The sequence below is a fragment of the Acinetobacter lwoffii genome, from assembly GCF_019343495.1.
Lineage (GTDB): Bacteria > Pseudomonadota > Gammaproteobacteria > Pseudomonadales > Moraxellaceae > Acinetobacter > Acinetobacter lwoffii_P.
Window position 1 is genome coordinate 226,370 of record NZ_CP072549.1, and the last position, 15,059, is coordinate 241,428.

Sequence of the window (15,059 nt, forward strand, 5' to 3'; positions counted from 1 at the left end):
GTTATAAACTCTACAAATTTTGTATATTTTATAACAAATAAATTTGACGTGATAATTTTTATACTTAATTAGTTATTCAGGGAATCTGATATATTGTTTGCTGATATACGTAAGGATCATCCCTTTCAATCACTGAATCTAAGAAATTTTCGGGTATTGTACAGATCTATTTTGCGGTAGTTTTTACGGTAAATGTAGAACAAGAATTGATGAAATTTATTAAAAATCAGTGTCTTGGATTGTGTCTATTGTGCGCGCTGAGCGCACCATTTATTTAAGCTATAAAACTGAAAAATAAATCAAATTAGTATCGCACACAGTTACGGCCATCATCTTTCGCCCGATAAAGATTGTTATCGGCAATTTTCAAAACGTCTAGAATATTTTTAGAACTGTCTGGCCAAGAAGCAATACCAATCGAAATACTAATGTGACCTATGTCCTGAATTTCTTTACCTGCAATCTCTTTTCTGAACCTTTCTGCACTTTCATAAACTTCAGTGAGATTGCTGTTCGGTATAATAATGATAAATTCTTCACCGCCATAACGGCAGCAAATATCATCTTTACGAAATTTTTGCTGCATCGTCTTGGCAATATGCTTTAAGACCACATCACCTTGATCATGACCATAATTATCATTAATGTTTTTAAAATGATCCACATCCATCAGAAGCACTGAAAAAGGGATGTTCATTTTCATGTTTTGAGTCATGACATAATTCAAACCACGACGATTCATCAAGCCGGTTAAAGGATCTGTATTAATATGATGATCCATTTTGCTCATTTGTTGTGAAAACTTGCGAACACTGAGCAGTAGAGCTAACTTGAATTTTGTGACCTCATAGTACCAGGGTTGGATATCCTTAATTTTTGAACCGATTTCTGCCTGATTTAGCAAACTCGCCATATCTGCCAATTGATTCAACGGGGCCGAGATAGAGTCAGACAGCCGCCATACAATATAAAAAACAAGCAGATAAAATAAAAAGAATCCTGCGGCTAATTTATAAAGGATAGAATTTGCCTGTTTAAGTAAATTATGGGTGGGTTGCTGGGAAACCACGATCCAGTTTGAAGTCGGAATATGAGAAAAACCCGCCAGATTATCAGTGCCCTGGCTATTGATTAAACGAATTTGACCATTTTTATGCGCATGCATATATTCCAGACCAGTATTATTACTTGCCCATTGACCAATTCGTTCACGATCCGGATGGAAAATAATTTTATTTTCATTGTTAATCACATACATATAACTATTCTTATAATTTTTATAAGTGGTTAGAAGCTGATTAATTACATTTTTTTCTTTTAAATAAATCGCTGAACCGATGAAGCCCTGATAGTGATTTGACTTGTCAAAAATAGGTTGAGAAATAAACACGATCATATTTTTTTGTACAGAAAAATAGGGCGAAGATATATAAGTCGATTTTTTATGAAGAGAGTCAGTAATCCCTTGAGTATGTTGTATTTTGCTTTTATCAATATGCAGGATATTAGGGGAAAAGTTTATCAGTCTGCCTTGGGTGTCACTGATCACAACACTGTTATAGTGTTCAGACTGATATTTTAATTTATTGACCTCGGCTTCTCTTAGCTCATTGTTATTAAAGTCTTGACCTAATATCTTGGCACTATAGTCCAGCTCAAGAAGCATATTTCTAAAATGGTTGTCTGTGCTTAATGCAATTTTATGTGCATGATCAGAGTTTAAGGCAAGAGAATTGTCGATTAACTGATTTTTTACAATCTGATAGCTAATAATGAGAGAAATAATAAAAAGGCTAGACACACTAAAAATAGCCAATAAAAGTATTAACTGCCTTAAATTGAGATCAAGGTGTTTCCTAAAATTATTAGCTGACATAAAAAATTAGATATATCTCGATGTATTTATGAGCATTGTATTGCATTTATATTCAATGTTTAAGGTTGATATAAAATTAAATTTCCATTAGGTGGGAGTTTTTATTTCGATCAAATTTAGAGTTTATAGATCGATTGCCTGTAAATAGGGTAGCTTTGAAAAGCTGAGTAGGGTTCTGAATATTTGACTATGCTGCAAATCGAAATATGCGATTGAATGTCTAGCTGAATTGTTGAGTAATTTAATTCATTTCTATAAATGCTTAAGTATTCAGACAAAAATATGGTGAATTGACCTTACTGAGGGGAGATCGAATTGTCGCCAATTTTTTTAAAGATAACCTTTTAAAATTCGTAGTATAGATTCTATGACAGTAGTTTCTTTAAATAGTGCGTCCTTTTCCGGAAGTATTTTTTATAAAAAATCATATTCCAGTTTAATTTTTGAAGTGCTCATTAGAGGTTATGAAGGAAAGTATTAAACCTGCTATTCAATAGAAAGTTGAATGTTTAATCAATTATTTTTCAAAAAATCAATACATTAAAGAAAGATGATATGAATACAAAATTCTTCGTAAGATAAGCTAGAAATATTCTAATCTGCTTTATAAAAATAACAATTGAAATCTTGTATATGACTTCTTTTAGAAGTGTAAAAGGGTATTGTCGGTTAAAAAAATACTGCTATATTGAACTCATGGTAGGTCGTAAAACCAATAAGACGCTACCGATAAGTTGGACGGATCAATGACAGTTAGTTGAGTTTGATGTTTATCACCAGACAATAAATCTAGCACTAGCCATCCAACACAGAGCTCGCAGAAATGCGAGCTTTTTTAATGTCTGCACAATTCATTCAGTTTAATATTCTTTTTCTTATAATCCCTCCAGATAAAAAAGTTTACATTGCCAAATTCGTTAACATCTTGAAGATTAATCGCTTGGCTAATTATGGTATAAAAAACTGCAAATTGGATAATGAGAGAGGAAGGAAAAATGTCAAAGATGATTGATATCAAGGTGAAAGATCAATTTAGTCAAGTGACTGAGGCGAAAGCTATGCTGCGTTCCTTTGCAGAGCACAACACTCATCATGTAGCTGAGTTGGTCAAAAAAATTGAACATATTGTGGTGGATGGTGAAACCATTCTGCCGAGTATTGAGCTATTATTTGAAAGCCAACAATCTTCAAATATTTATCGCGTTGTCGAATAATTTAATCAGTGAACTTCAGATAGGTAGAAAAAAATTGAACTTATTTATCCGAAATCACCGATTCAGCAGTTAAAAAACTCACCATTTAGGTGAGTTTTTTTATACTTTGGTATTTGCTAGCTTGGATGCTAATGTGTGCAGCTATAATCATAAGTTGATTCAATCTCTAAGAGAAGACAACGTGGTAGTGGGCCTTGATTGGCCGAAGAAATATCCAATTTTGATAAAAAATCAATAGAATGGGCAGGTGGTTAAATCTGTTTAAGCTGCACATTCACATCATATTTTTCAAATTCTTTTAGAATCTGCGCTAAAGTTTGCTGTGCGGTTGTATGCTCAGAGCTTAAAGAAATTTCCTGACGAGTCGTGCTGTCAAAACATTCAATGGCCTGAATCAGCCAATGATGCTCAATGGGACTTTTTTGAATCAACACACGGCGCGGTTGCAAGCTGTCACTGATCTGGCGGGGAAGTACATAGGTAATCGCTAGTTGCACAAATTGCAGTTCTTCAACCGGACTTAAAAAGGTAATCACCCAGTTGCCAACTTTACTCAGTTGCATGGGATTATCGAACGCATCGAATTGTAAATAATATGACATATACATGATTCAATCGGATGTCTATGCTCACTATATGGCGGGATTGTAATTCTTTTTCTATCACGCTTAAGTCGGATATTTCGAGCTTTAAATTTCGCTTAAACATAAATATATCAAATAACCAATTAGTTATCTTAAATCATTAAAGCTGCCTCATTGTTAAACTCACTTATTTAAGAGTTTAAAAGACTAAGATATTCTTATTCAGGCGCTTCATTTTGCTGTAATTGATCTAAAGCAAAATTAATCTGCTTCAGAATGTGATTCAATTCTTGAGGAGCAATGCGACTTTCCTGAAGTGATGTGATCCATTGCATTTGACAAAGTTTCAAACTGCGCACATCCGGTGCCTGTAAAATATGGTGAATTTGCTGCTTGGCCATCAAGCCACAATATTTTTGTAAGCTTTCCATCATCATATATTTGAGGTCTTCAAAAGACATGGGTTTCAGTTCAGGCAGCTTTTGTTCATGGCTTGAATCCGTTTCAGCAGATGGAGTGTTCTGCAGTATTTTTATGGGCTCCATCTTAGAGTTTAGATCTTTTGTCGCAGAATCCGCTGCTATCGAGGAATTCAACGAACGGTGAATCTCGGAGTGTGCCAGGTCAACTTTTGTATCTGATCTTGCATCAGCCTGCTTTTGACTGATGGCTACCTCGCCAGTTTCAGCCGGAACGATTAAATCCATGGCATAAAGTTGATCTAAGAGTTCGGCAGGAGCAAGCTGCTGCTTTAAGCCATCATTTAATAAGTTGAAATCTTGGCTGCCGATCAGAACCAGTAAGCGGCGTTGGCGTGCGGTCAGTGGGATGGAGCGATCCTGTAGCACCTCGATCCCACGTTGAGTTTTATAAAAATGCATCATAGCTGAATAGATGGTTGCTTAAATTCAGCTAGAGCATAGTCTGTGAAAATTACATTAATATGAAGTATTTATTAAAATACAGAGGTTTATTTTGATAAGACCTATAATGTAGTGATCGCCGTATTTTCAAGGGCCTTACGTAAATAAGGATCCAGCTCATCTTGACGCAACAACCATTGCACATAGTCAGCAGGCAGTTCTGCAATAGCGGTACCGCGATGTTTACCAAAATTAATCGTACGTGGAATTCGGGCATCTTCAGAAGCCTCGAATAATTCCTGCATATTGTTGATTTTTAAATGATGCACAATATGCATCAAAATATTGGCAGTTAAAATAATATCCATATCGGCACGATGCGCTTTACGGATCATTTCACGCGCTCTTTCGCTGCCTTTGGTGATCATATAAATCAGTGCAGAAATATTGTGTGCTTCTGCATCTGGCCAGACCTGACGTGCTAAAGCCAGTGTACAAATCGCCTTGATTTTTGAAGTATCTACACCACATTTTTCGATGGCACGGACGTCATAATCAATATTATGGCCGATCATATAGACGGTTTCATCAGGCAGGCGAAAGGTAGTGTAATGCGGCTGACCTTCCAGATCCGATTCCAGAATATGATGCACGGCCATGGCAGCAAAAGAAATGGCTTCGTCACATGAATAAAGCTGATCAAACAGACGGCTTTTATCCAGACTGATTTTATGCTCTACAATTTCGACAGGCGCATAAGCAATTTCGATGGGTTGACCATTTAAAGTATGCGTTTCGGTATCAAGAATAATGGCCTGCATGCGTTAAGCACCATAAAAGAAGAGACAGGCTTCATATTAACGATAAATAGAGAAAAAGATTAAGCTGAATTTTATAAAATATGCACTTATAGACAAAGAATGAGGTAAATCAATCCAATCCTGCCTAATTATGAACAAATAGATCAAACACACATCTCTCAATTTAGATATCTACAATTATCTGATTCAGGTTAAGGCATCTTCAAGAAGTTCAGAAAGACAAAAGAGGGAGAAAGGTCTAAAGAAAGAATAAGGTCTAAAGAAAGAATGAGGAAAATGCGTTGATCCGATTTTAAATTGGTTGGGAGTGCTGCTAGATCACAGGGCATTCAGTATTTAAAGCAATGTAAGCTTACAAAGCGTGAGAAAAATACGCAAAATTTTAAAAGTCAAAAAACTTTAATGTCAATTCAATAGTTTGATTTTACTTAAATTGACCATGAATTCTAAAGAGTTGAGCCATTTTTATTGCAAACTGAATAAAGTTCATGATCGAAAATTTAAAACTTCATGCTACAATACGCGCCAATCTTAGCACGGCTTAAAAGCCCTAAATCAATAGGACCTCGCTAATGTTTGCCAATATCTCTATCGCTGAATTTGATCCAGAATTAGCTCAAGCAATCTCGAATGAAGATGCTCGTCAAGAAGCTCATATTGAGCTAATCGCTTCTGAAAACTACTGCTCACCAGCAGTTATGGAAGCTCAAGGTTCAAAACTTACTAACAAATATGCGGAAGGCTACCCAGGTAAACGCTACTATGGCGGTTGCGAGTATGTAGACGTTATCGAACAATTGGCGATTGACCGTGCTAAAGAACTCTTTGGTGCTGATTATGCTAACGTTCAGCCACATGCTGGTTCACAAGCAAACTCAGCAGTTTACTTAGCGCTTCTTAACCCGGGCGATACAGTTCTGGGTATGAGCCTTGCTCACGGTGGTCACTTGACGCACGGTGCAAAAGTAAGTTTCTCTGGTAAAACATATAATGCGATTCAGTACGGTTTAAACCCTGAAACTGGCGAGATCGATTACGAAGAAGTTGAGCGTTTGGCGCTTGAGCACAAGCCACGCATGATCGTTGCTGGTTTCTCTGCATACAGCCAAATCGTTGACTGGCAGCGTTTCCGTGACATCGCGGACAAAGTTGGCGCTTACCTATTTGTTGATATGGCTCACGTTGCAGGTCTGGTTGCCGCTGGCGTTTACCCAAGCCCGGTGCAAATCGCTGACGTTACTACGACTACGACTCACAAAACACTTCGTGGTCCACGTTCAGGTCTGATCCTTGCGAAAGCAAACGAAGAAATCGAGAAGAAACTTCAATCGGCTGTATTCCCAGGCAACCAGGGTGGTCCTTTGGTTCACGCGATTGCTGCGAAAGCAATCTGCTTCAAAGAAGCAATGGCACCTGAATACAAAGCTTATCAGCAACAAGTAGTTGTGAATGCGAAAGCAATGGCTGAAGTATTAATCGCTCGTGGTTATGACGTAGTTTCTGGTGGTACTGAAAACCACTTGTTCTTGTTGTCTTTAATCAAACAAGACATCACAGGTAAAGAAGCTGACGCTTGGTTAGGTGCTGCTCACATTACTGTGAACAAAAACTCTGTACCAAACGATCCACGCTCTCCGTTCGTCACTTCAGGTATCCGTATCGGTACACCTGCAGTAACAACTCGCGGTTTTGGCGAAGCTGAAGTGCGTGAACTTGCAGGCTGGATCGCTGACATCCTAGATGCTAAAGGCGATGAAGCTGTTATCAACGCGGTGAAAGAGAAAGTTGCAGCGGTATGTGCTAAATTCCCAGTTTATGCATAATCGCTTATAAACGGAAAGGAGCTCCCAACCGGGAGCTTTTTTTATAGCTGTAAAAATAACGATGTAAAAGATGTTTAGACTTGATCGGGCTTATATAGATCAATTTCCATGCCGTAAGAGATTGAGTCATCAATAAAATCATATTGAGTTTTTCTCAATCTGGCTTAAAGTCTTTTATCAACTATTTGTATTTTTAAATGCTTTAAAAGAATGAATGCATTCGTTGCATGCTTTGCTTGAAATTATTTACAGGAATTATTTTCAGAACCTGACACTTTAAAAATAATAGGTTATTGAGCTGAAGATCATGGTAGATGAAGCGCTTGAGTGAATCCCATGTTACTGTAAGGTGGTGCTGATATAAGCGCCGTGAATGACATCATTCTTTTTATTTAAACGTTATATGGATCGGTATCATTTGAATATGGGTAAATCCTGTATTTAAAAATGCTGCTGGCGGTTGATTGATTAATTTTTCATTTATGCATTAAACAAGGTAATAAGGATGACTAAACCCAACATTATTTTATCTGAGCAAGATTTACATCGTCTGGAAACGATGCTGGAGAATCAGAGCAAGCTGAGCGAAACCATGATCCGCTTAGAGGATGAATTGGCACGTGCCGAAGTGGTCGAGCCGCAAGCGATCGCAAGCAATATCGTGACCATGCATTCCCGTGTGTTGCTGACCATTGCACCTTCTACGGAAGCTGTTGAGGTGACACTGGTTTACCCACACGAATTTAAAGGTGAAAAGGGGCAGGTCAATGTGGTCGCACCAATAGGTGCAGCCATTTTGGGCTTAGCGGAAGGTCAAACCATTGAATGGCCACAACCGGATGGTCATACCATGAAAGTAACCATTGAAAAAGTGCTGTTTCAGCCGGAGAGCGAAGGGGATTATCTTTAAGCCAGCGTTGGATCATCCTTGAAAGCCATAGCAATATGGCTTTTTTTGTATATGGATTTTAAGTAAAACCTGATGTTGTAAGCATTTAGATCAGATTGAATACATTTTAAAGTTCTAAATGCTTAAAGTTAAATAATTCTCAAAATGCAATGTAGTCATTTATCTCTGCAATTGAATCGTATTGCCAAAATCATAATTAAAATAAAGATAAAACATGGATTTAGTTAAAGTGATGTAACGAATTTCTGGATAAATATACACAACGCGGTCTGTTTTTTTGCTACATTCGAAGATGTTCTAGACTTCTTTGTTTCACTTTTTTAAAGGATATCGCCTCAACCATGTCGCGCTTTGAAGCTCTACCTGCCTTGACTGATATGATGCTTGATCGTGAGGAAATTCTGGCGATTAAGCGTAATGAGCTTGTGCCTGTACTGGATAATCAATATGGGCTGAATCATTATGCAGATGCTCTGATTCAGGCACAGTCCGTTCTACTGAATGGTGTAGATCCGCACTTGACCCAACAGTTAAGCCAGACCATTGAGCAATTGATTCATGCCTTGGCAGAATCTAAAAAATATCTGAAAAAACGTAAATTTAATGCCCTACAGAAATGGCTAGGCATCGATCTGGATTATGGCTCAAGTCAGGTGGAATATTATCAACGGCTAGACCGTTTGCTCGATCAGGCCGATCACTTAAGCCGTAAATTACAGATTGAAATTCAGAAATCGCAGTCGCGTTTTCAGCAGCTTTTGGGGTTGCGCGAACAGATGGCCAAGCACATTGTCGCAGCAGACGAGTTTCTGTCTGAATATCCGCTATTCGTCAAAAACCAGCATCCCTTGGATAATTTTTCAGAACGCCTCTCCAAGAAAATTAATACCTTACGTACCTTGCAAAGCAGTAATGACATCGCCATTACCCAGATGCAGCTTTCGCAGCAGCTTTCCTTTAGCCTGCTGGATCGCTTTAAGGAAGCACAGCAGGTCTTGATTCCGGCCTGGCAATATCATGTCAAACAAAGCCAGACGAAACACTCGACAAGTGATCTGGAAAAACTTGATAATAGCCGTGAGAGTCTGATTAAAACGTTAAAAAAATCCCTCGAGAAACCCTCGAAAACATAACAATATAAGGTGAACTATGATCAAGTCTGATTTAGTAAATTTACCTGTTGAAAGCTCGAATGAACTGGTCGAACAAAAATTCCAGCAAATGGACCTGAAAGAACTGTGCTTACAGCCTGCTGACTTTCAGGAGGTGCTGGCTGCACGTAAAGAGTTGCAGAACATGAGTCATAACAGCGTGGCTGAATATGGCAAAAATATTGCGACCAAAACTTCGACCTATACCGATGAATTACTGAATCTGGTGCAAAATAGAGATCTGGATGCGACAGGACAGAAGCTGAATCAGGTGGTACAGGTGGCTCAGCAGCTGAATACCAGCAGTATTCTCAATAAAAAGAAAAGTTCGGGTTTTTTTGGCAATATTATTAGCAAATTCAAAGGTGCGAAAGATAACTTTGATGCGCATTTCAATACCACTAAAGAGCAGCTAGATGTACTGGTGAAAGAGATTGAAACCTCGCAATCCGGTTTGAAAGCACGTGTTGATACCCTGGATAAAATGTTTGACGGGGTACAGGATGAATATAAACAGCTCGGGGTACATATCGCCGCAGGCCGTTTACGCGAACAGGAGCTGCAGCAGGAAATTTCCACTTTAACCGCCTTGCCGCAAGATCAGAGCACCACCCAGAAAATTTATGACCTGAACCATCTGGCCAATAATCTGGAAAAACGTGTCAGTGATTTACAGGTATTGCAGCAATCTGCGATGCAGACCTTGCCAATGATCCGGATTATCCAGTCGAATAACCTGATGTTGGTCGACAAGTTCTATGCGATCAAAAACATTACTTTACCGGCGTGGAAAAACCAGATCAGTCTGGCGATTTCGTTGAGTGAACAGAAGAACAGTGTACAGCTGGCCAATACCATTGATGATGCTACCAACGAGCTGCTGCGCCGTAATGCTGACCTGTTACATCAGAACTCGGTTGATACGGCTAAAGCCAATCAACGCTCGGTGATTGACATTGAAACGCTTGAACATGTGCAAAACACCCTCATTAAAACTGTAAATGATGTGATTCAGATTCAGAAAGAAGGTGTACAAAAACGCACAGAAGCAACCGTGCGTTTGAAAGCTTTGCAGGATAATCTGAATCATTTGGTGATTGAATCAAGTACCAGTGGATCCAAGCCCAACTAAATCAGGTAGGGCCAAAATCTGTAAGAAGGAGTAGAGATTGCCGCCCTTAGATGAATACGCCGTTAAGCCTCAGGACATCAAACAGGGGGTAGTTGCACTCAAGAAACGTCAACGCAATTTGATGCTATTGGGTTTGACCACCTCTACCGTATTTATAGCCTCACTGATCAGCCTATTTTTCCAGCAGGAACTGGTCTATGGTTTTTTTGGCCTAAGTACCCAAGTACAGCAATTGCATTTGCCGGTCAGTGTAGATGCCACACTGGCCAGCATTGGTGATAGTCCAGATTATTTTTTTAGTTTGCTGAGCTGGTTTGGCTGGCTGATTATTAAAATTTTTGCCTCTTTCATCGGTGCATTTTTTGTGATTGGCTTACTGAAAAAGTTGCGTTTCTTTTATGTGCGCTTTCAGTCTTTTGTGCTGAAATTTGTCGCCTGGCTGATTGCTTTTATCGTAATTTGGTCAGGCTTAACTTACTGGCAGCATGATCTGCGCAATGATCGGGATGATGCTTATCAGCAAGTGGTGTATTACGATAGTAATATCAATGATAGTGAAATCGCCCGTTACCTGGCCGATTCAAAGATTGCTGCACCAGTAAAGTCTTATTTATTGGCGCAAACGGCATTGCTGCATAAGCCGCAAGATTTATCTGCCGCAAAACCCTATGTTTTAAAATTGGTTGAGGCAGAAAAACAGGATCCTAAATTTGAACAATATGGTTTCAAGCCTGAACAAATCTGGACCATGCAGCAACAAGTCTATGGTCAAGCGATGACAACGGTCGCTAAGAGTGTAAATACGCAGGTGCAACAGGCGGATCAATTGAGCCAGATCACGAATCTGGTCATTATTGGTGTCGCTATTTTATCGGCGCTACTCAGCTTAATCTTGTTTTTCTTGGCCAACTCAATCAAGGGTCGATCACTCCGTATCGAACAGCGGATTCATTAATTTCCCAAAATGCTCCTGAATAGGGAGCATTTTTTGATGGAATTTCAACGCTATTTTTAAGATAACCTATTCAACTTGCTCAATACCGCCCAAAAATTAAAATAAGGCAGCATAAAATCTATGATTGGATTTATAATCTAAAATATCGATCAATAGAATAAAAACAAACTGTTTTACCTATTTATGCAATTCATTTAATATCCTGTTATCAAATAAACATTTACTCCTTTGGAGACGTTAGCAATGTTAGATCAAAATACTTCAGCTCAACTTAAAACCCTATTAGAACGCCTGGAAGGTCCGATTGAACTGGTGGCGACTTTAGATGGCTCTGACAAATCAGCCAAAATCCAGGAACTGGTTGCCGAAGTGGCTGCACTGTCTGACCTGGTCACTGCACGCTTTGACGGGACCAATGCACGTGCGCCAAGTTTCGGGATTGCCAAACAAGGTGAGGAACCGCGTGTGTTCTTTGCAGGCTTGCCAATGGGCCATGAGTTCACCTCACTGATCCTGGCATTGTTGCAAACCTCAGGTTATGCACCGAAAGTCTCTGATGAAGTTCTGGCGAATATCAAGAGCCTAGGTGTTCAATCTAATTTCGATGTATTTGTATCCTTAAGCTGCCATAACTGTCCGGATGTGGTTCAGGCACTCAACCTGATTGCCATTTATAACCCGGGCACTACTGCCACCATGATTGATGGGGCCTTCTTCCAGGAAGAAGTCGAAGAACGCAAAATCATGGCGGTGCCGATGGTATTCCAGGACAACCAGCATATCGGTCAGGGTCGTATGACACTGGAAGAAATCATTGCCAAGCTGGATAGCAATGCCGCTGCCAAAGATGCGGAAAAGCTGAATGCCAAAGACGCCTTTGATGTTCTGGTGATTGGTGGTGGACCTGCGGGGAATACTTCAGCCATCTATGCAGCGCGTAAAGGCATTAAAACCGGGATCGTGGCGGAGCGCATGGGCGGTCAGGTCATGGACACCATGGATATTGAAAACTTCACGTCAGTACAAAAAACCCAAGGTCCTAAATTTGCAGCGGAAATGGAAGCCCACGTGCGTGAATACGGGGTCGACATCATGAACCTGCAACGCGTGTCTGATATCAAAGGGGCAGACGAAACGGCCAATGGTCTGGTGGAAGTGACTTTAGAGAATGGTGCCAAACTGGAATCTAAAACCGTGATTCTGTCGACCGGCGCACGCTGGAGAGAGATGAACGTTCCAGGTGAGCAGGAATACAAAACTCGTGGTGTGGCCTACTGTCCGCACTGTGATGGCCCACTGTTCAAAGGCAAGCGTGTAGCCGTGATTGGCGGTGGTAACTCGGGTGTTGAAGCCGCGATTGACCTGGCGGGGATTGTGGAGCATGTAACTTTGGTGGAATTTGATACCAAGCTGCGTGCGGATCAGGTGCTGCAAGACAAGCTGAACAGCTTGCCGAATACCACCGTGATCAAGAATGCCCTGTCGACTGAAGTGCTGGGTGATGGTTCACAGGTGACCGGTCTGAAATACAAAGACCGTGCCACGGATAAAGAGCATGTGGTTGAGCTGGCGGGGATCTTCGTGCAGATCGGTTTGTTGCCTAACACCGATTTCTTAAAAGAAACTGCTGTTGAGCTGACCAACCGCGGCGAGATTGTGATTAATGATCGCAATGAAACCAATGTGAAAGGTGTATTTGCAGCAGGTGACTGTACCACAGTGCCTTACAAGCAGATCATCATTGCCACCGGTGAAGGTGCCAAGGCGTCACTGTCTGCTTTTGATTACATCATCCGTTCAGGACAATAAAAAAATAGCACCTGGGTTCCCCAAAACCGAGGTGCTATATCTTATAAATACATTATTATCGCTTTATAGGAACTCAGGACGCTAACACCCGAGTTCCTTTTTTTATATTTATTATTGGAACAGCCAAAAGTGTCCCCACGCACTTTAAGCTGTTCCTTTCCTCTGCACAGTTTTTGTTTTCAACCCTTATTTTTATACTTTCCCCAAGGTTGTTTTTATATAAAGCAATGTTTATTCCATCGCTTCATTTTTAAGATTTAAATAAGTTCAAACCCTTAAATTTTTCCAGTAATTGTTCTTGTGTTTCCCGATACTCCGGATGTGGAACAATGCATTCAATCGGACAGACATCTACACAGGTCTGATGCTCATAAAAACCGACGCATTCTGTACAACGGTTCACATCAATTTCATAAACTTTCGCACCCTCATAAATCGCGTCATTTGGGCATTCCGGTAAACACATATCGCAATTGATGCATTTGTCGGTAATTAGTAGTGCCATATTTAACTCGCTTGATAAGCCAGTGAAGATGCCGAAATATCCATAGTCGAGCTTGGCAGATTACGGATGAGCAGGGCATATTGCATATCAACATCTGCCGGAACTGGAATCTCAACGATATGACCTGAACCTTTGGCGTCTTCGATCAGATTACCTTTTTTGTCTTTCATTTCGGTTAAATTGAAAGTGATATTGCCTTTAGTCGTCATCAGTTCGAGTGAGTCACCGACGATAAAACGGTTTTTCACATCGATCTTGATGTAATCTCCATTGCGCTCCAGTACTTCACCACAGAAAATTTGATGATCAAAACTGGAAGAACCATGTTCATAATTCTGATATTCACTATGCACATGGCGGCGTAGAAAACCTTCGGTATAACCACGATTCGCTAAGCCTTCCAATTGTGTCATCAGTGACGGATCAAAAGGTTTACCCGCAAGCGCATCATCAATCGCTTTACGGTAAATTTGAGCAGTACGGGCGCAATAGAAATAAGACTTGGTACGGCCTTCGATTTTCAGTGAATGCACACCCACTTTAGTTAAGCGCTCTACATGCTGGACTGCACGCAGATCTTTCGAGTTCATAAAATAAGTGCCGTGTTCATCTTCTTCTGCGGCAAACATATCTTCATCATTCCGCTGCAATAACACAGGCTCATCAAACTGATGTTGTTCTTGCATGTGTTGTTCGTCGGCATCTTTGGAGCAGCAGCCTGAATCCAGATTTTTCACTGGAATCACATCACCGGTTTCATCTTCCTTAGCATCCAGCACTTTATATTCCCAGCGGCAGGCATTGGTGCAGGCACCCTGATTGGCATCACGTTTGTTCATATAGCCTGACAGCATGCAACGGCCAGAATAGGCCATGCACAGTGCACCATGAACAAAGACTTCAATCTCCATATCGGGCACTTGCTGTTTGATTTCTGCAATTTCTTCAATCGACAGTTCACGTGACAGAATCACGCGGGTCAGGCCCATATTTTTCCAGAATTTCACGGTTGCCCAGTTCACGGCATTGGCCTGAACAGACAAGTGAATATCCATCTCTGGAAAATGTTCACGCACCAGCATGATCAGACCTGGATCGGACATGATCAACGCATCTGGCTGCATCGCCACTACAGGCGCTAAATCACGAATAAAATTTTTCAGCTTGGAGTTATGCGGCTGGATATTGACCACCACATAGAACTTTTTGCCGAGTTCATGTGCTTCTTTAATGCCAATGGCGAGATTGTCATGGTCAAATTCATTATTCCGAACCCGCAAGCTATAACGCGGCTGACCGGCATAGACTGCATCTGCACCATAAGCAAAGGCATAGCGCATATTTTTCAGTGAGCCAGCAGGTGAGAGAAGTTCGGTAACAGTGGTAATGCTCATGATCAAATCGAAAGACATATAA

General features: G+C 40.4%; 13 protein-coding genes. 7 read left to right on the plus strand and 6 right to left on the minus strand.

What is annotated here, in order from left to right:
* Positions 1-304: 304 nt before the first annotated feature.
* Positions 305-1,876, minus strand: coding sequence for a sensor domain-containing diguanylate cyclase (locus J7649_RS01070; RefSeq protein WP_219308947.1), 1,572 nt, complete (start codon positions 1,874-1,876; stop codon positions 305-307).
* 995 nt (positions 1,877-2,871) lie between these two features.
* Between J7649_RS01070 and J7649_RS01075 the strand changes: the two genes are divergently transcribed.
* Positions 2,872-3,090, plus strand: a complete 219-nt coding sequence (locus J7649_RS01075; protein WP_005263443.1) for a hypothetical protein — start codon at positions 2,872-2,874, stop codon at positions 3,088-3,090.
* A 251-nt stretch (positions 3,091-3,341) separates the two neighbouring features.
* Here the strand turns inward: J7649_RS01075 and J7649_RS01080 are convergent, their stop codons facing one another.
* The 3 genes from J7649_RS01080 to J7649_RS01090 form a co-directional block, all read right to left on the minus strand.
* Complete coding sequence (locus J7649_RS01080; RefSeq protein WP_219308949.1) at positions 3,342-3,692, minus strand: hypothetical protein; 351 nt, start codon at positions 3,690-3,692, stop codon at positions 3,342-3,344.
* Between the two features lie 200 nt (positions 3,693-3,892).
* Entirely contained in the window at positions 3,893-4,558 is a 666-nt protein-coding gene (locus J7649_RS01085; protein ID WP_219308951.1) for a hypothetical protein, read from the minus strand.
* Positions 4,559-4,659: 101 nt separating this feature from the next.
* Positions 4,660-5,358, minus strand: a complete 699-nt coding sequence (locus tag J7649_RS01090; RefSeq protein WP_219308953.1) for a 3'-5' exonuclease — start codon at positions 5,356-5,358, stop codon at positions 4,660-4,662.
* 572 nt (positions 5,359-5,930) lie between these two features.
* Here J7649_RS01090 and glyA point away from each other — a divergent pair.
* The 6 genes from glyA to ahpF all read left to right on the plus strand — a co-directional run bounded on the left by glyA (position 5,931) and on the right by ahpF (position 13,138).
* The gene (gene glyA, locus J7649_RS01095; RefSeq protein WP_005103619.1) at positions 5,931-7,181 is read left to right on the plus strand and encodes a serine hydroxymethyltransferase; all 1,251 of its coding nucleotides are present in this window, start codon (positions 5,931-5,933) and stop codon (positions 7,179-7,181) included.
* A gap of 505 nt (positions 7,182-7,686) precedes the next feature.
* Complete coding sequence (rnk, locus tag J7649_RS01100) at positions 7,687-8,091, plus strand: nucleoside diphosphate kinase regulator (protein WP_044112091.1); 405 nt, start codon at positions 7,687-7,689, stop codon at positions 8,089-8,091.
* A 341-nt stretch (positions 8,092-8,432) separates the two neighbouring features.
* The gene (locus J7649_RS01105) at positions 8,433-9,224 is read left to right on the plus strand and encodes a hypothetical protein (RefSeq protein WP_004645592.1); all 792 of its coding nucleotides are present in this window, start codon (positions 8,433-8,435) and stop codon (positions 9,222-9,224) included.
* Positions 9,225-9,240: 16 nt separating this feature from the next.
* Positions 9,241-10,374 (plus strand): toxic anion resistance protein, encoded by a 1,134-nt coding sequence (locus J7649_RS01110; RefSeq protein ID WP_219308954.1) that lies wholly within the window; start codon positions 9,241-9,243, stop codon positions 10,372-10,374.
* 37 nt (positions 10,375-10,411) lie between these two features.
* A complete protein-coding gene (locus tag J7649_RS01115; protein WP_180086164.1) occupies positions 10,412-11,329 on the plus strand; it encodes a hypothetical protein in 918 nt (305 codons plus the stop codon).
* Between the two features lie 243 nt (positions 11,330-11,572).
* Positions 11,573-13,138 carry an alkyl hydroperoxide reductase subunit F gene (gene ahpF, locus J7649_RS01120; RefSeq protein WP_219308956.1) on the plus strand — a complete coding sequence of 522 codons (1,566 nt, stop codon included), beginning with the start codon at positions 11,573-11,575 and terminating at the stop codon, positions 13,136-13,138.
* Between the two features lie 250 nt (positions 13,139-13,388).
* Here ahpF and J7649_RS01125 read toward each other — a convergent pair whose 3' ends face one another.
* Both J7649_RS01125 and trhP read right to left on the minus strand, forming a co-directional pair.
* Complete coding sequence (locus J7649_RS01125; RefSeq protein WP_004645588.1) at positions 13,389-13,643, minus strand: YfhL family 4Fe-4S dicluster ferredoxin; 255 nt, start codon at positions 13,641-13,643, stop codon at positions 13,389-13,391.
* A gap of 2 nt (positions 13,644-13,645) precedes the next feature.
* Positions 13,646-15,055, minus strand: coding sequence for a prephenate-dependent tRNA uridine(34) hydroxylase TrhP (gene trhP / locus J7649_RS01130; protein WP_004645587.1), 1,410 nt, complete (start codon positions 15,053-15,055; stop codon positions 13,646-13,648).
* Positions 15,056-15,059: the final 4 nt, after the last annotated feature.